The organism is Phytohabitans sp. LZ39, from assembly GCF_059359075.1.
In genome coordinates, this window is sequence record NZ_JCADBM010000008.1 from 253,634 (window position 1) to 270,635 (window position 17,002).

Genomic DNA, 17,002 nt, shown 5'->3' on the forward strand with positions numbered 1-17,002 from the left:
GATCGAGGTCAAGGAAATTCGACCTCCGCCGGCGTGCGCTTCCTGTAGGGCGTGATCTGCGGCGCGGCATGTGCCGCCCCGTGCACCTTGACGCAGGTCCGGCCGTCGCAGCGGACCGCGCCGCCGCGCAGCTCGTGGCACGGGATCACGACGTACGAGGGGTGGCGGGCCGAGCCGCCGCGGACCGCGACGGCGGCGAGCGCGCGGTCCTGGTTGCAGCGGACGGCCGCCGCGCGCACCTGGTCGGTCCAGCGTGGCGCGTCGTGCCGGTTGGTGTCGGTCCACCGGAAGTTGAACGCGGCGGTGACGAGCAGGAGCGCGGCGAGCCCGGCGAGGGGCAGCGCCCGCAAGCCCGTCGCCGTCTTCGCCGCGGGCACCAGGAGGGCGACAAGCGCCGCGAAGAGCAGCATCGACGGCGCGAGCAGGTAGCGCTGGGAGATCCAGCCGTTGGCCATGATCTCCAGCGCGAGCAGGCCGGCGCTGTGCGCGGCGAGCGCGGCCGCCAGTGTCCAGCGCGGCCGCAGCAGGCCACGACGGCCGCCGACCACCGCCACGGCGACGGCGAGGAGCACCACCGACCAGGCCGCTACGACGACAAACGCGTTGCGGGACAAGGCTTCCGGAAACTCTGCGTCGGGTACGTACAGCCCGCTGGTCGCCCGGAAGCCGAGGATCGACTCGGGCAGCGCCCACCCGGCGTACTGGCTCACCGCCCACAGTGGATCGAAGCGCGCCTCGCCCAGCCGGCCTCGCGGCGTGGAGAAGGCGCCGGCCACCTGCACCGCCGCGCCGGCGGTGACCAGAGCGGCCAGCGCGAGCCCGTGCCGGTCGCGGCGGGCGGCGAGGCGGAGCAGGGCCAGCGGCACGAGCCCGGCGGCGAGGATCGTGCTGGCCGCGGTCAGCCCGGCGGTGACGAGCGCCACCAGCCGCGACGCGCGGGTGGCGGCCGGCCAGAGGAGCACCCAGACGAGCGCGTACAGGGCGAAGAAGTGCAGGCAGACGGGCCGGTTGTAGACCTCGGCGGCGCGGTTCTCGGCGACCGGGGCGAGCAGCATCGGCGCGGCGACCAGCAGGCGGGCGAGGCGGTGCGGCAGGTGCGCGCCGCTGGCCACGTACACGAGCACGCCGAGAAGGCCGCAGACCGCGGCCGACGACAGCGAGAGCACGGCGGGCATCCAGCTGATCGGGAAGAGCGTGGCGAGCTCGCCGAGCAGGCGCGGGCCGAGCACGTAGTAGCCGGCGATCGGCTCGACGAGTGCCTTCGCGGTGGACGTGTCGAGCGCGTCGGTGAGCACGTCCCGCGCGTCCTCCTCGAAGACGCTCTGCAACGGGCCGGTGCCGCTCGTACGCAGCAGGCTGACCACGGCCGCCCCCGCGACGGCCGCGGCGCCGAGCGCGACCGCACGGCGGTTCGTGGGCCCGTTTTCCGGCGCGGGCCTGTTTTCGGGCATGGCAAATAGGCGTGACAGCACGCGAGACTCCTTGGGAGGGAAGGGCAGCCCGGATCTTTCTGGCAAGACGTGCCGACCCCCGGTTTTGTTGCATGCGAAAACCTCGCACGGGACCTGAGGTTTTCCACACCCAAGCGGGTGGCCGGCCTCATGGTTCGGCGGCGTGCGCGTCCATAGCGTCGATTCCATGATCCTGTCGACGCACGCTGATGTCCTCGCCCAGCAGTCCGATCCGCCGGAGGGCGGCCTCGTCGGACTCGTCACCGATCTGGTGGAGCGGCTGGGCGGGCCCGGCGCCGGCCTCGCAGTGGCGCTGGAAACCTCTTTCCGCCGATCCCGAGCGAGGTGATCCTGCCGCTGGCCGGGTTCACCGCGAGCCAGGGCGAGATGAGCCTGTTCGGCGCGATCGCCTGGACCACGCTCGGCTCGGTCGTCGGCGCGCTCGCGCTGTACTACATCGGCGCCGCCCTCGGGCGCGATCGGATCCGGGCGATCGCGGCGCGGCTGCCGCTGGTGAAGGTCGGCGACATCGACCGCACGGAGGCGTGGTTCGCGCGGCACGGCGGCAAGGCGGTGTTCTTCGGGCGGATGATCCCGATCTTCCGCAGCCTGATCTCGGTGCCGGCCGGCGTCGAGCGCATGCCGATCGGCCGGTTCCTGCTCTACACCACGACCGGCAGCCTGATCTGGAACACGGTGTTCGTGATGGCCGGCTACCTGCTCGGCGAGAACTGGCAGTCGGTCGAGGGGTACGCCGGCGTGTTCCAGAAGGTCGTGATCGTCGCCTGCGCGCTGGCGGTGGGCTGGTTCGTCATCTCCCGCCTGGCCCGGCGGCGCCGGGGGCGCGACACCCCGGAGCCCGTCCCGGACGGGCGCGGCACGCTCTACGGCACGCCGCGCCGGCCCGGTCGGGACGCCTGAGCCGCCAGCCCGCCGGCGAAGGGGCCGGGCGGGTCAGAGGAAGAGGCCGCCGGTGGCGCGGATGTTCTGGCCGGTGATCCACCGCCCGTCGGGGCCGGCGAGGAACGCGACCACCGCGGCGATGTCGTCCGGCGTGCCCAGCCGGCCCAGCGCGGTCAGCAGCGGCGCCTGCGCGAGGTTTTCCGGCGGGTTCGTGGCGCGCAGCAGGTCGGTGTCGGTGGCGCCGGGCGAGACCGCGTTGACCGTGATGCCCCGCCCGCCGAGCTCGCGGGCCGCCACCATCGTGAACTGCTCCAGCACCGCCTTGCTCGCCCCGTAGAGCGCGTGCCCAGGTGACGGCACCACGGTGTTGAGCGTGGAGATGTTGACGATGGCGCCGCCGTCGCGCATCACCGCGGCGGCCTCCCGCATCGCCAGGACCGGAAACTTGGCGTTGACGGTCATCACGTGGTCGAAATCGGCGGCGGTGAGCTCGGCGAGCGGGTGGCGGGGGTTGATGGCGGCGTTGTTGACGAGGATGTCGAGGCCGTCGCGCACCGGCCCGAACATCACCTCCACCGCGCCGACCTCCGCCTGGTCGGCCCGGACCGCGACCGCGCCCGGCACCTCGCCGGCCAGCTCCTCGCCCGCGGCCTTGCTGTCGCGATAGGTGAACACCACGCGGGCGCCGTCCCGGGCCAGGCGCCGCACGATCGCCCGGCCGATCCCCCGGGTACCACCGGTCACCAGCGCGGTCTTGCCGTCGAGGCTCATGGCTCCGGACGCTAGCGGGGTGCGAGCTCCCGGTATTGAAGGAATGCGCAGAGCCGCGCGGGGGTCAACCCGGCCAGCGCCCGCACCTCGCGGCTGAAGTGCGGCTGGTCCGCGTATCCGCTGTCCGCCGCCGTCGCGGAGAGGCCACGGCCGTGGGCCAGCATCCACACCGCCCGCTGAAACCGGGCCACCCGCGCGACCGCCGCCGGCGAGAGCCCGATCTGCCGGCGAAACCGCGTCTCCAGGCTGCGGCGGCTCACGCCGAGCTCCGCGGCGAGCGCGCCCACCCTCGGCGCGTCGGGCCGCTGGAGGCGCGCCCACGCGTGCAGCGCGAGCCGGTCGGTGCTCATCGCGCCGACGCGCGCGGCCAGCACCTCGTCGAGCACCGCGAAGCGCGACGGCCAGTCGGGAGCCGCGTCGAGCCGCTCGGCCAACGCCTCGCCGCCGCCGCCCAGCACGTCGGCCAGGGGCACGGCCGCGCCGGCCAGCTCCCGCATGGGTACACCGAGCAGCGCGCTCACCCCGAGCGGCGTGAGCCCGACCGAGACGCCGTGCCCCCACCGGGTCCGCTCGAACACGGCGGGGTCACGTCTCGGCCCGGTCACCACCCGCCCGCCGGCCTCGTAGTCGAGGATCATCGTGGTCGAGTTGACCGGCAGGATCCGGTGCGCCAGGGCGGCGCCGTCGCCGGAGCGGAAGCCCGCGTAGCCGAGCACGTACGGCCGCAGCCGCGGATGCGCCCGCCCGGCGAACGTCTCGCACGGCGCGAGCTGAGGCCGCGCCGGCACGGAGTGCAGATGGCCCACGAGCCCATGATGCCCCGCGCCCCGCCGACCGCCACCGAGGACGCGGACGGCATAGATTCGTCCCATGGCTGACGCTGTCGTGATCCCCGGCCGCCTGTACGGGCCGGGCGCGCCCCTGCCGATGTACGCCGGCGACGTGGCCGAGCGGCGCGGCGCCACCCTCCACCGGTTCGAGTGGTCGCGGCGGTCGCCAGACCCGTTTCAGCCGTCGATCGAGCAGTGGGTCGCCGACGAGGTAACGCCGGTGCTCGACCGCCTCGGCGGCCGGCCACTGCTGATCGGCAAGTCACTCGGCACGCACGCGGCCACCCTCGCCGCCGACCGGTCCCTCCCGGCGGTGTGGCTGACCCCGGTGCTCACCGTGCCCTGGGTGGTCGACGCGCTCGGCCGGGCCACGGCGCCGTTCATGCTGGTGGGCGGCACAGCCGACAAACTCTGGGACAGCGCCGTCGCCCGCCGGCTCACCCCGCACGTCTTCGAGGTGGCGGACGCCGACCACGGCATGTACGTACCAGGCCCCCTCACCGACTCGGTCACGCTGCTGGCCCGCGTGGTGGTCGCCGTCGACGACTTCCTCACCAAGATCGCCTGGCCCGCCTAGAGGTCTCGGCCCGCAGGAGCCTCGCGCGGTGCGGCGGTGTTTGTCCACAATGCCTGTTGCCGAGCAGGCGGCGGGAGATCAAAATAGGACTTCCGTCGCCCTGAGTAACCGCCGCGGTCGTATGCGCGGCCCAAGTTTCGAGATCTTGGAGAGTTACGGCGTCATATCAACCCTAACTGTCCTAGATCTGGAAGTTCTCACCTGATCCGGCTGACGCTGCGTCACAGACGGTGGCCGGCGAGTCCGGCCCACCCCGCGCGGGCAGGAAATCAATGTGGTGCCGTGGGCCCTTGCCGGTCCTGTCCCCCGCGTGTCTCGGATTGCCCAGGTCAACGCCTTGATCAACTTAGGGTGAGTTGGCACTGAGCAAGATCAGGTCGAGCGACGAGCGCCCGTAGAGACCTTTCGGAGTCAGGGTTCGCGGGCTCGGCCACAACGCGCGATCAAATCCGAGGCAGAATTTTTCCCAGGTCCGTGTCAGCGGCAGACCGTATGCTCCCGCGGGCACCGCTCCCGGCCGGCGGCTCGCCAGGGCGAGCCGAAATCCCCGGCCGTCCACTGCCATCTGCGCGGGGCAAGCCCCTACCTACGACCTCCCGCCCACTAGACAGGGGAGATTCCGGACCAACCATGTGAGGGATCCCGCCCCTCTGCGAGCGGAGGCCGTCGCGCGGCAGCTCAAGCCTGCTCCGAATCGAGCATTCGAGACCGCGGCGACCCTAACACCGAAAGATCTCTAGAGCTGGGGAAACTGGCGGGTCGGGCGCTCGTCGGTCTCGAAGATCTCGATGGCGCTGCCGACCAGCCGCGGGTCCGGCGCGCTGACCAGCTCGACGTCCTTGTTGTCGTACGGGAACAGGCTGAGCAGGTGGCGCATGGCGTTGACCCGGGCCCGCTTCTTGTCGTTGCTCTTGATCACCGTCCACGGGGCGTCGGCGGTGTCGGTGTAGAAGAACATCGCCTCCTTGGCCTCCGTGTACTCGTCCCAGCGGTCGAGCGAGGCGAGGTCGGTCGGGGAGAGCTTCCACTGGCGCACCGGGTCGACCTGGCGGATGACGAAGCGGGTCTGCTGCTCGCGGCGCGACACGGAGAACCAGAACTTGACCAGGTGGATGCCGGACCGCACGAGCATCTGCTCCAGCTCCGGCGCCTGTCGCATGAACTCCAGGTACTCGGTGCGCGTGCAGTACCCCATGACGCGCTCCACGCCCGCCCGGTTGTACCAGGAACGGTCGAACAGCACGATCTCGCCCGCGGCCGGGAGGTGGGCGACGTACCGCTGGAAGTACCACTGGGTGGACTCCCGCTCGCTGGGCTTCTCCAGCGCCACGACGCGGGCGCCGCGGGGGTTGAGGTGCTCCATGAAGCGCTTGATGGTGCCGCCCTTGCCGGCCGCGTCCCGCCCCTCGAAGAGGACGACCAGCCGCGTGCCGGTGGCCTTCGTCCAGTTTTGCAGCTTGAGCAGCTCGATCTGGAGCAGCCGCTTCTCGCGGTCGTAGTCGGCGCGGCTCATCCGCTCCTCGTACGGGTATCCCTCCCGCCACGTGTCGACCGGCTCGCCCTCGTGGTTGACCAGCACCGGGTCGTCGTCATCGTCGTCGACCACCTGGTAACCACCGAAGCGCTCCAGCAGCGACTCGTTCGTGTCGGCCATGCGATCACGCTAAAGCCTGCGGCGCGGCCGTGCAGAGGGTCGGCGGCGCATGTTCACCTGGCGGCCACCACTACGCTGGCAACCATGCGGGTGGTGATCGCCGGAGGGCACGGGAAGATCGCGCTGCGGCTGGCGGCGCGGCTGGCCGCGCGGGGCGACGAGGTGGTGGGCCTGATCCGCAATCCGGACCACGCCGCCGAGGTCCGCGCCGCCGGCGCGACCCCGGTCGTGCGCGACCTGGAGGCGGCCACGCCCGAGCAGGTGGCCGCCGACCTGGGCGGCGCCGGCGCGGTCGTCTTCGCGGCCGGCGCCGGGCCGGGCAGCGGGGCGGCGCGCAAGGACACCGTCGACCGGGCCGCCGCGGCGCTGCTGGCGGACGCCGCGCGGCTCGCCGGCGTGCGGCGGTACCTGCTGATCTCCTCGATCAACGCCGACCGGCCGCCGCCGCCCGGCACCGACGAGGTCTTCGCCGCCTACCTGCGGGCGAAGGCGGCCGCCGAGGAAGACCTGCGCGCCCGCGACCTGGAGTGGACCGTTCTGCGCCCGGGCCGGCTGACCGACGAGCCGGGCACCGGCCGGGTGTCGCTGGCGCCGAAGGTCGCCCGCGGTGCGATCAGCCGCGACGACGTCGCCGCGGTGCTGGTCACCCTGCTCGACACGCCGGCCACCGCCGGGCTCACGCTGGAGCTGGTGGGCGGCGACACCCCGGTCGCCGAGGCGGTCGCCGCCACCCTGGGAACCTAACCGGTCCTTCGTGCGCCTCCCACGTGTGACGGTGGCCCCGGAGGTGCGCGATGGCGAGACGTTCGACGTGGTGTACACGGCCCACTATGTCCCACTCGTCCGCCTCGCCTACCTGACGACCGGCACCCTGCCCGCCGCCGAAGACGTGGTCCAGGACGTGTTCGCCGAGTGGTTCCGCCGGGTCGACACGGTGCGCGACCCGGCCGCCTACCTGCGCCGCGCCGTCGTGTCACGGTGCACCTCGTGGGTGCGCCGCCGCATCCTCGAACGCCGCCACGGCGCCACCGCCCACCTCGACGCCGCCACCCCGCCGGACGTCGACACACCGGCGGTCCGGGCCGCGCTGCTGCGGCTCAACCCGCGCCAGCGGGCCGCCGTCTTCCTCCGCTTCTACCTCGACCTGCCGGAGCAGGAGATCGCCGCGGCGCTCGGCTGCCGGCCGGGCACCGTCAAGTCGCTGCTGCACCGGTCGCTGGCCGTCCTGAGGGAGCACCTCGATGAGCACTGACCCGCACGCCCGGATCGCGGCGGCGGTCCGCGCCATCGCCGACGCACCGCCCGTCACGCCACCGCCGCCGGGCGCGCTCCGCGACCGCCCCGCGCGCGCCGCGTCCCGCCGGGCGGCCCCCGCGCTGGCCGCGGCCGCGGTCATCGCCATCGCCGCCGTGGTCGCCCTTCTTCCATCCAGGGGTACCGGCGATCCCGCACCGGGATTCGCGGACGGTCCCGCCGCGGCGACGCTGCCCGCCACGTTCGCCGGGATGTCGCCGCTGACCGCGGCCGTCAGCGACGCGCCACCCGGTCCGGTGATCGCGCTCTACGGGCAGGGCTCGCTCGGCACCCAGCACCTCGGCACGAGCCAGGTCCTCGTCACCGGCGTGGACGGCCACACGTACCGGCGGCTCGACGAGGCCGAGAAGTCCGGCTCGGACGGGGCGGACGGCGAGTGGCACGCGGCGCCGAGGTTGCTCTCCCCCGGCGGCGAGCGGGTGGCGCTTGGCGACGACAGCACGACGGCCGCGCGGGTCGAGCTGGTCGACCTGTCGACCGGCCGGACCACCTCGCGAGCCGTCCCGCCCTCCGGCTCGGTGGTCCCGGTGAGCTGGTCGCCGGACGGCGAGCGGCTGCTGCTGGCCCGGAGCGGCGCGCGGCCCGACGAGGAAAGCATCGGCAAGCTGGAGCTGCTCGACCTGGCCACCGGTGCCGTCACGCCAGCCGGCGAGACCACCGGTCCGATGTGGACGGGATCGTTCTCGCCGGACGGCACCCAGGTCGCGATGCCGTCCAAGAGTGGACTGTCGATCGTCGGCCCCGTACGCCGGCGGCTCCCGCTCGGCCCCAACCAGTCGCTGGTCCAAGGGCCGAGCTGGTCGCCGGACGGCCGCCTGCTGGTGCTGTCCGAGGCCGACGGCACGTCTGTCCGGCTCGCCTTCGCCGACGCCACCGCCAGCGCCCGGCCGGTGCCACCGCCCATCACGGTGCGCGGCGACGGGGTACCCGACTTGCTCGGCTGGCGCACCGCCGACACCATGCTCGTCGGGATCGACGACGACGGCCACTACGAGATCGCCGAGATGTCCATCCACGGTGGACAGCCGCGGGTCGTCAGCCGGATCTCGCACGGCCCGGCGCACCTCGCCCGGGTCACCCGGATCCAGCTCGCCGCCGACCTGGTCGCCGGCGCCGAGGTGCGGGACACCGGCGGCGCCGACCGCGGCCCGTGGCCGATCTGGTGGCGGGTCACGGTCGGCGCCCTCGTGCTGCTCGCCGGCTTCGTGGCCTGGCGGGTGGCGCGGCGCCGGCGGTACGCTCCGTCCACAATCGTGGAACAGGCGGTGCCCGATGACGACACGCACGGTAAATCGTGAGCGCTTGGCCTGGGACGCGGCCCGCATCGTGGTGCGCGTGCTCTGCTCCGACCAGGTCGGCCGGTGGCTGCACGAGCAGATGGCCATCCGGCTCGGCCCCGCGCCGGCGGCGGCCCTGGTCGAGTCCCGGCTGCGCATGTGGGCCAGCGCGAGGCTCGACGCACCCCAGGTCGAGGCCGGCGTCTGGCGGGCCAAGCTGGCCGACCTCCTGTCCGAGGACGCCTCGTTGGCACAGCCGCTCCAGGAGATGATGGCCGAGGCCGTCGAGCGCCTGGCGGTCGCCACCGATGTCCGCGTCCACGGTGAGACACCGCCGGCGCCGCCCGGCCCCCGCGTCATCGATTTGGACCGCCACCGCTGACTCGCATACGTTCGGCGCATGCCGACACCCGCTGAGCTGCTGCTGGTCGCCATCGTCGAGATGGCCGACGGCCACACCGAGGCCGGACAGCGATACGAGGACGAGGTGCTGGCGTTCCTGCCCCGGCACGGCGGGTCGCTGGAGAGGCGCATGCGCGCCACCGACGGCCCGACCGAGGTGCACGTGATCCGGTTCGCCTCCCGCGACGGCTACGACGCGTTCATGGTTGACCCGGAGCGCCGCGCCCTCCGCGAGCGCGCCGGCGCGGCCGCGCCCACGACCCGCGTCATCGAGGTCCGCGACCTGTAGGGGCTGAGCTCAGCCGGCCGCTGGGGCGGAGGAGGCGCGGACGACCAGCCGGCAGGGCACCGTGTGGATGCCGGGCTCGGTGGTGCCGCGCTGGATCGCCTCGAGCAGCAGCGCGCCCGCGGTGCGGCCGACCTGCTGGAGGTTGAGGTCGACGCTGGTCAGCGCGGGCCGGCAGCCCTCGGCCGTGGGCAGCCAGTTGTCGACGCCGACCAGCGCGATGTCCTCCGGCACCCGCCGGCCGCTGTCGCGCAGGCCCTCGGCCACGCCGCGGCCGATCGCGTCGCTGCCGCAGAAGACGGCGTCGACCTCGGGGTGTTCGCGGACGAGGGAGGCGGCGGCGAAGCGGCCCCACACCTCGCTCCACCCGCCGTACCACGGCTCGCCCACCAGCTCCAGCCCCGCCTCGCGCAGCGCCCGGCCGGTGCCGTCGACGCGCGTGCGGACCGAGGCATGGCCGTGCGGGCCGGTGACGTGGGCGATGCGGCGGCGGCCGGTGCGCAGCAGGTGCTGGACGGCCAGCGCGGCGCCGCCCTCCTCGTCGACCACCACGCTGGAGTCGGCGGGGTCGGCCGAGCGGGCGAACGCGTACACGATGGGCACCGGCACCGTGCCGGACAGCGGCGGCCGCGGCTCGGTGCGGCGGCCGGCCACGATGATGCCGTCGACCCGCCGGCGGACCAGGCTGCGCACGTAGTGCTGCTCGCGGATCGGGTCGTCGCGGGTGTCGCAGACGAACGCGAGCGTCTCGTCCCAGCCCAGCGCGTCCTCGGCGCCGGAGAGGATCGGCAGGCTGAAGCGTCCATGGTGGTCGGTCATGATGAGGCCCACCGTGTACGTGCGGCCGCTGTGCAGGCTGGCCGCGACGGCGCTGGGCACGAAGCCGAGCTCCTGCGCGGCGGCCCGCACCCGGTCGCGGGTCTCGGCGCGCAGCTGCCCGCGGCCATTGAGCGCCTTCGACACGGTGCCGACCGAGACGCCGGCCCGCCGGGCCACGTCGACGATGCCCACGCGGGGCCGCCTGCCTGCCATGTGCCAAACCGTACAGACGGAAAACCTTTGCCTCAAGTGGGCCGTTGACGGGCGCCTTCAGCGCTCGTAACCTACGCGAAACCACGTCGATATGCCGGCAACTTTTTCCGCACCACCCTTGTTAGCGTTCACACGGAGGCCGCTATGCCGAAGACCGCCGCCGTCCTGGCCACCGCCGTCCTCGTCGGCGCCACGGCCTTCGCCGTCCCGGCCAGCGCGGCCGCGCCCGCTCCCCTGCTCCACTACGAGTTCGACGCCGGCGACCTCGCCACCGGCACCGTCACCGACTCCTCCGGCAACGGGCTCGACGGCACGCTCGTCAACGGCGGCACCGCCTCCCTTGTGGACACTCCCGGCGGCGGCCACGCGATCGACCTGCCCGGCGGGGCGCCCACCTCCACCGGCGCGTACGTGCGGCTGCCCCGCGCCCTCCTCGAAGGACGCACCGACCTGACCGTCCAGACGCGCGTGCGATGGGACGGCACCACCGCGCCGTGGCAGTGGATCTACGCGCTCGGCAAGGACACCAGCCGCTACATGTTCTCCACGCCGTACAACGGGGACGGTCGCCTGCGCACGGCGGTGACGTCCTCGTTCGCCGGCGGTGAGGCGCAGGTGACCGGCTACGCCCCGCTGCCCGCGAACGCCTGGAAGACGCTCACCGTCACGCTCGACACCGCCGCCGACCGGGTGACCACCTACCTCGACGGTGCGGCGGTGGCGTCCGCGCGCACCACCGTCAGCGCCGCCGACCTGATCGACGCCGCCACCACCGGCGCCGGCTTCATCGGCCGTTCGTTCTACCAGGACCCGCTTTTCGACGGCGCGGTCGACGACTTCCAGGTCTTCGCCGCCGCACTGTCCGCGCAGGAGGTGGCCGAGATCGCCGGCACCGAGCCGCCCACGCCCACCGGGCTGGCCAACACCGCGTTCGACGTCCGCACCACCATCGGCGTCGCGCCGCAGCTGCCGGCCGCCGTGCGCGGGACGTTCTCCGACGGGTACGACCGCGACGTGCCGATCGCGTGGTCCCCCGTGGACCCGGCCGACTACGCGGCGCGCGGCACGTTCACCGCGAACGGCACCGCGGCGGGCCGGGCGGTCACCGCGACCGTCACGGTGATCCGCGAGGGTGAGCTGAGCATCGACCTCGGCACCGACACCGGCGCGTTCCACGGCGGCGCCTCGGGCACCCTCTACGGCCTGTACGGACCGGGCGTGCCCACCAACAACCTCATCGAGGGCATGCGCCTGCGCACCGTGGCGACCAAGGCGCAGGACGGGGCGCAGCACCCCGGCGCCGACGCGCTCGAGGTGGTGCGGCCGCTCGCGGACAGCACCGACGGCGACGTGTACATCTACATGACCGACATCCACCGTGGCTTCCCGTACCAGTGGCCCGGTAGCACGCCCGACGAGAAGTTGAACTTGTTCAAGGAAAAAATCGCCAAGCAGGTCGACCAGGTGTTGACGATGGCGCCCGAGTACCGGGACAACATCGTGTTCGTGCCGTTCAACGAGCCCGAGGGCAACATGTTCGGCACCGGCGAGTGGTCCTACAACCGCGTCAGCTGGCTCAGCGACCCGACCGACTACTTCCGCGCCTGGGACGACGTGTACGCGCTCATCAAGGGCAAGATGCCCGGCGCGCGCATCGCCGGCCCGAACACCAGCGTGCTGTACGCCCAGGTGAAGGGCTTCCTCCAGCACACGAAGGCGGCGGGCACGGTGCCGGACGTGATGACCTGGCACGAGCTGAGCCACCCCGAGCAGGTGCGCCAGAGCGTGCGGCGCTACCGCCAGTGGGAAAAGGAGGTCCTCGGCGACCGCCAGCTGCCGATCAACGTCAACGAGTACGCCTTCAACTACCACACCTCCGTGCCCGGCCAGATGATCCAGTGGATCTCGGCGATCGAAGAGTCCAAGGTGGACGCCGACATCGCGTACTGGAACATCGACGGCAACCTCAGCGACTCGGCCGTGCAGGCCAACCGGGGCAACGGGCAGTGGTGGCTGTTCAACGCGTACGGCGGGATGACCGGTCACACCGTGCAGGTGACGCCGCCCTACCCGGGGCAGAACTACACGCTTCAGGGCGTCGCCACCCTCGACCCCGGCAAGCGGCAGGCCCGCGCCATCATCGGCGGCGCCGGCGGCGCGGCACACATCCGCTTCGAGCGGGTGCCGAAGAACGTGCTCGGCCGCACCGTGCACGCGTACATCCGGGAGATCCCGTGGACCGGCCAGATCGGCGACTCGGCGCAGCCGCGGGTGGTGGCCGAGCGCGACGTGCCGGTCAAGGACGGCGCGGCCGTCTTCGACTTCGGCAGCGGCGACCTGCCCCGGCTGGTCGAGTCGTCGGCGTACGAGATCGTGCTCACCCCCACCGGCGCCCGGGGTGCGACGTCCCCCAAGCCGCAGCTCTGGGAGGGCTCGTTCGAGGCGGAGGACGCCACCTACACCGGCGGCGGCTACAGCCGCAACGGCCCGGAGGGCTCGCCCGCCGACGTGTCGAAGTTCTACACCTCCGGCGGGTTCGACGTCGGCGGCCTGCGCACCGGCAGCGACGGCCGGCTCGACTTCACCGTCGACGTGCCCACCACCTGGCGGTACGACCTGCGCGTCTTCGCCAACTCGTTGAACACGTACGACCTGGTACGCGAGCAGGGTCCGACCAACGTGTTCCTGCGCGTGGACGGCGGCGCCGAGCAGGAGATCTACCTGCCGCTCGGCTACAAGTGGGTGGTCTGGGACCACACCGACACCACCGTGGAGCTGACCGCCGGCCGGCACACGATCTCGCTCGCGGCGCGCAGCGCCGACGGGAGCCGGGCCACCAAGGGCGACGCGATCGTCGACCGGATCACCCTCGGGCTGCCCAACCCCGCCGCGGCCACCTCCGTGTACCAGGCGGAGCTGGCCGACCTGCGCGGCGCCCGTCCGGTCTACAGCGCGCTCGGCAGCGGGGTCCCGCTCGGCCCCGGCCAGTCCGCCACGTTCTGGGTGTACTCGGCGACGGACGGCGAGTCCACACTGGACCTGTCCGCGATCGGCCTGGCGAAGATGACCGTCAACGGGATCGAGGTGCCGAGCCCGCGCGCGGCGGTGTCCCTCTCCGGTGGCATCAACAAGGTTGTCGTCACGGGGCTGGCGGTGGTCGACCGCCTTTCCGTGACGCCGTCCGCCACGCACCTGCCGGCGACCACCCACGAGGCCGAGACCGCCGCGCGCGCCGGCACGGCCACCGTCACGGCCAAGTCCCTCGCCAGCGGCCAGTCGGCCGTGACCGGGGTCGGCGGCGCGCCCGGCAACGGCAACACGCTCACGTTCACGGTGACCGCGCCGCGCGCCGGGACGTACGCGATGCGCGTGCGCTACGCCAACCCCGAGCAGTCGGACGCCACCCACTACAACCCGGACCCGCTCGCCCGGCACGCGGACATCTCCGTCAACGGCGGGGCCGCGCAGCGGGTGCTCTTCCCGCACTCGTTCCACGACAACAACTTCTGGGAGCTCACCGTGCCGGTCCGGCTCGCCAAGGGCGCCAACACGGTCCGCTTCTCCGCCGCCGAGCTGCCCAACTTCGACGGCGAGACGTACGCGTCGGAGACGTTCCCCGGCATCCTCCTGCGCTCCCAGTACGCCCCCGTGATCGACAGGATCACGGTCGCCCCGTTCAGCACGGCGCTCTCCGGGCGGGTGCCGCGCTGAAACAGCCCGCTCGGCGCGGCACTCCCCCGCCGCGCCGAGCCCGTCCCGAGGAGGCACCCCGTGCGATCGCCCCGCGTATCCGCGGCGGCGCTGGCCGCGGCCGTCACGGCCACCGTCGCCTGCGTCGCCCTGACCGAAGGCACAGCCAGCGCCGCCAACTCGACGCTGACCGTCAACGCCGGCAGCCCGTTCCGCCCGGTGAGCCACGTCGCCGCCGGCGGCCTCTACGCCCTGGCGGAAAACAACCGGCCCGCCGACAACATGCTCCTCCCGCTCAAGCTCAACACGCTCACCCAGCCCGCGCCCCGCGTCGGCCAGCGCCCCAACGGCCAGCCGCCCGGCGGCGACGCGCTGCTCGTCGCGCCCCAGGCGACCCGGGTCGGTGCCGCCGAGTACATCCGCATGCCCGACATCTACCCCAACTTCCCGTACCAGTGGGTCAGCTGGAACGACTGGCTGTCCAAGGTGGACACCCAGGTGAACGACCGGCTGGCCGCCACCAGCGTCAGCAACATCGCCGGCTGGGAGCTGTGGAACGAGCCCGACTACACGTGGAACACCTCGGCCGCGGGCGACTTCAACGCCGGCTGGGTGCGCACGTTCCAGCGGGTGCGGGCCCGGGACACGCTCACGCCGATCGTCGGGCCGAGCACGGCCACCTACAACGAGTCGTGGATGCGCTCGTTCCTGACGCACGCGCGTAACACCAACACGCTGCCGGACATCATCTGCTGGCACGAGCTGCAAACCTCCGCCAACATCGCCGCGCACGTCGCCAACTACCGCGCGCTGGAGTCGTCGCTGGGCATCAGCCCGCGGCGGATCTCCATCAACGAGTACGCCACGCCCACCGAGATCGACCAGCCGGGACCGGTGGCCAGCTACATCGCCAAGCTCGAACGGGCCGGCGTGTACGACGCCGAGCGGGCCTTCTGGTACGAGTACGGCACGGTGAACGGGTTGACCGTCAACAACCAGCCGACCGGCAGCTGGTGGCTGTACAAGTGGTACGGCGACATGGCCGGCAACATGGTGAACACGGCGCCGCGCGCGCAGACCGGGCTCGACGGCTTCGCCTCGTACGACCCCACGCGGCGCATCGTCAACGTCGCGTTCGGCGGCGAGTCCGGCACCAACTTCGTGCGCGTCACCGGACTGTCCTCATTGGGCAGCCAGGTACGGGTGCTGGTCGAGTCGACGCCGGCCTCCGGCCGGTTCACCCAGGTCTCCGCGCCCACGACGATCAGCAACACGACCGCGTCGGTGACCAACGGCGAGCTGACGGTCACCGTGCCCAACATGAGCACCACGAGCGCCTACCACATCGTCATCCAGCCGACCAGCGGCGTGCCCAGCTACCAGCAGCGGTACGAGGCGGAGAACGCGGCCATCTTCCGGGCCAACCGCTTCGGCAGCTCCAGCGCCTCCGCCGGCGCCTACGTCGGACAGATCGACAACACCGGCGACCCGCGCACCGCCAGCTACGTCGACTTCATCGTGAACGTGCCGACCGCGCGCGCCTACACGATGCGCATCGGGTACGCCAACGGGACCGGCGCCACCGCGACGCACGGCCTGGCCTACAACGGCGGCGGCTGGTCCACGGTGAGCTACCCGCCCACCGGCGCCTGGGGCCAGTTCGGCGCGACGGTCAGCACCAGCGTCAACCTGCGGGCCGGGTACAACGCGATCCGGCTGGCGAAGGGCGCGCCGTTCTTCAGCGGCGGCACCGGCTACGCCGAGCTCGACTACATCGAACTGACCTGATCCGCGGTCCCCACAAAGCATGGCCGTCGCCGGGCGCGGCGGCCATGCGCCGTCTACGGCACCACGTACTGGAGGCCCACCACGAACTCCAGCGCGCTGGCGGCATCCCAGGTCTTCTGCCCCACGACCCCGTCCGCGGGCAACCCGGCCCACAGCTGGAACGCGCGCACCGATTTGCCCGTGCCGGGGCCGAACATGCCGTCGACGCCGCCCGGCGTCGTCTCCCACAACCCCGCGGCGCCGCTGGTCAGAACCTGTTGCAGGCTCTTCACCGCCGGCCCGGAGGAACCCTCGGACAGGACGGGCATCGGGTTGCCGGTGGGCAGAGCCGCCCACGTGGCCGCGTCGACGACACCCGTCACGGGCAGGCCCGCCTGCTTCTGGAACTCCCTGGTCGCGGTCTCCGTCGCCGGTCCGAAGCTGCCGTCGACCACCAGCGTGGTGTTGGGCGTGCGCCGCAGCGCGCGCTGGGCCTGGCGAACGGCGTCGCCGCTGTCGCCCTTCTTGACGGTCGGCTGGCCAGGGTTCGACATCGGACGGTCCCCCTACGCGGTCGGCACCAGGATGCGCTCGGTTTTGGTCGCACCGACCACCTCGATGCCCTCGGTGCCGGTGACGCTGGCGAGATCCAGCTCCACGGAGTACGGCACGGAGCTGATCGGCTGCGTGGGGCGCGGCCCGCCGTCATCGCCGGTGGAGCCGACGACCTGGATGCCCCAGTACACCGGCCGGCTGACGTAGGTCAGCGGAACGAGCGAGACCGCCATCGGGAAGGTGGTCACCCCGCTGACGACGAGGCGGGGACGCGGTGGATGGATCATCGGTGTGATGACGTCGGCCCGCTCGAAGTCGATGAGGCGGTCGACCCGCCCCGCACCGGCGGCTGGATCCTCGGCACCCATGCGACCATCTCCCCGCGGGCAGACCGAATGTACAGCGGTCTATGCCAGGGTAAGGGATGACGGGGCCTTGTCCAGGGCGTCAGCGCGGAGTGGCACGGACCAGCGGCAGCGGCTCGGTCTGGCCC

General features: G+C 72.7%; 15 protein-coding genes and 1 pseudogene. 9 read left to right on the plus strand and 7 right to left on the minus strand.

The window, feature by feature from the left end:
- Window positions 1–8: 8 nt before the first annotated feature.
- Window positions 9–1,472, minus strand: a complete 1,464-nt coding sequence (locus AC5L36_RS18210; RefSeq protein ID WP_441217503.1) for a hypothetical protein — start codon at window positions 1,470–1,472, stop codon at window positions 9–11.
- A gap of 166 nt (window positions 1,473–1,638) precedes the next feature.
- Here AC5L36_RS18210 and AC5L36_RS18215 point away from each other — a divergent pair.
- Window positions 1,639–2,372, plus strand: a pseudogene (locus tag AC5L36_RS18215) (DedA family protein).
- A 33-nt stretch (window positions 2,373–2,405) separates the two neighbouring features.
- Here the strand turns inward: AC5L36_RS18215 and AC5L36_RS18220 are convergent.
- On the minus strand, window positions 2,406–3,125 hold the full coding sequence (locus tag AC5L36_RS18220; RefSeq protein ID WP_441217505.1) for an SDR family oxidoreductase: 720 nt from the start codon (window positions 3,123–3,125) through the stop codon (window positions 2,406–2,408).
- 11 nt (window positions 3,126–3,136) lie between these two features.
- Complete coding sequence (locus tag AC5L36_RS18225; RefSeq protein ID WP_441217507.1) at window positions 3,137–3,931, minus strand: AraC family transcriptional regulator; 795 nt, start codon at window positions 3,929–3,931, stop codon at window positions 3,137–3,139.
- A 64-nt stretch (window positions 3,932–3,995) separates the two neighbouring features.
- Between AC5L36_RS18225 and AC5L36_RS18230 the strand changes: the two genes are divergently transcribed.
- Window positions 3,996–4,532 (plus strand): alpha/beta hydrolase, encoded by a 537-nt coding sequence (locus AC5L36_RS18230; protein WP_441217509.1) that lies wholly within the window; start codon window positions 3,996–3,998, stop codon window positions 4,530–4,532.
- Between the two features lie 736 nt (window positions 4,533–5,268).
- Here the strand turns inward: AC5L36_RS18230 and ppk2 are convergent.
- Complete coding sequence (gene ppk2 / locus AC5L36_RS18235) at window positions 5,269–6,186, minus strand: polyphosphate kinase 2 (protein ID WP_441217511.1); 918 nt, start codon at window positions 6,184–6,186, stop codon at window positions 5,269–5,271.
- 84 nt (window positions 6,187–6,270) lie between these two features.
- Here ppk2 and AC5L36_RS18240 point away from each other — a divergent pair, with 84 nt between their 5' ends.
- The 5 genes from AC5L36_RS18240 to AC5L36_RS18260 are packed head-to-tail and all read left to right on the plus strand — an operon-like array spanning window position 6,271 to window position 9,468.
- Complete coding sequence (locus AC5L36_RS18240) at window positions 6,271–6,930, plus strand: NAD(P)H-binding protein (protein WP_441217512.1); 660 nt, start codon at window positions 6,271–6,273, stop codon at window positions 6,928–6,930.
- A 10-nt stretch (window positions 6,931–6,940) separates the two neighbouring features.
- Window positions 6,941–7,438 (plus strand): sigma-70 family RNA polymerase sigma factor, encoded by a 498-nt coding sequence (locus AC5L36_RS18245; RefSeq protein WP_441217514.1) that lies wholly within the window; start codon window positions 6,941–6,943, stop codon window positions 7,436–7,438.
- Entirely contained in the window at window positions 7,428–8,798 is a 1,371-nt protein-coding gene (locus tag AC5L36_RS18250; protein WP_441217516.1) for a WD40 repeat domain-containing protein, read from the plus strand. The genes AC5L36_RS18245 and AC5L36_RS18250 overlap by 11 nt, the downstream gene beginning before the upstream one ends.
- Window positions 8,799–8,802: 4 nt before the next feature.
- Window positions 8,803–9,159 carry a hypothetical protein gene (locus AC5L36_RS18255; protein ID WP_441217518.1) on the plus strand — a complete coding sequence of 119 codons (357 nt, stop codon included), beginning with the start codon at window positions 8,803–8,805 and terminating at the stop codon, window positions 9,157–9,159.
- A gap of 18 nt (window positions 9,160–9,177) precedes the next feature.
- A complete protein-coding gene (locus AC5L36_RS18260) occupies window positions 9,178–9,468 on the plus strand; it encodes a hypothetical protein (protein WP_441217520.1) in 291 nt (96 codons plus the stop codon).
- 9 nt (window positions 9,469–9,477) lie between these two features.
- Here the strand turns inward: AC5L36_RS18260 and AC5L36_RS18265 are convergent, their stop codons facing one another.
- Complete coding sequence (locus tag AC5L36_RS18265) at window positions 9,478–10,497, minus strand: LacI family DNA-binding transcriptional regulator (protein WP_441217522.1); 1,020 nt, start codon at window positions 10,495–10,497, stop codon at window positions 9,478–9,480.
- Window positions 10,498–10,641: 144 nt separating this feature from the next.
- On the opposite strand from AC5L36_RS18265, the gene AC5L36_RS18270 reads away from it, so the two are divergent.
- Window positions 10,642–14,208: a LamG-like jellyroll fold domain-containing protein gene (locus tag AC5L36_RS18270; RefSeq protein ID WP_441217524.1), complete on the plus strand. Its 3,567-nt coding sequence runs from the start codon at window positions 10,642–10,644 to the stop codon at window positions 14,206–14,208.
- A gap of 60 nt (window positions 14,209–14,268) precedes the next feature.
- Window positions 14,269–15,975 carry a CBM35 domain-containing protein gene (locus tag AC5L36_RS18275; protein ID WP_441217526.1) on the plus strand — a complete coding sequence of 569 codons (1,707 nt, stop codon included), beginning with the start codon at window positions 14,269–14,271 and terminating at the stop codon, window positions 15,973–15,975.
- A 53-nt stretch (window positions 15,976–16,028) separates the two neighbouring features.
- Here the strand turns inward: AC5L36_RS18275 and AC5L36_RS18280 are convergent, their stop codons facing one another.
- Together AC5L36_RS18280 and AC5L36_RS18285 are read right to left on the minus strand one after the other, a co-directional pair.
- Entirely contained in the window at window positions 16,029–16,508 is a 480-nt protein-coding gene (locus tag AC5L36_RS18280) for a peptidoglycan-binding domain-containing protein (protein ID WP_441217528.1), read from the minus strand.
- Between the two features lie 12 nt (window positions 16,509–16,520).
- Window positions 16,521–16,877 (minus strand): hypothetical protein, encoded by a 357-nt coding sequence (locus AC5L36_RS18285; protein ID WP_441217530.1) that lies wholly within the window; start codon window positions 16,875–16,877, stop codon window positions 16,521–16,523.
- Window positions 16,878–17,002 lie beyond the last annotated feature (125 nt).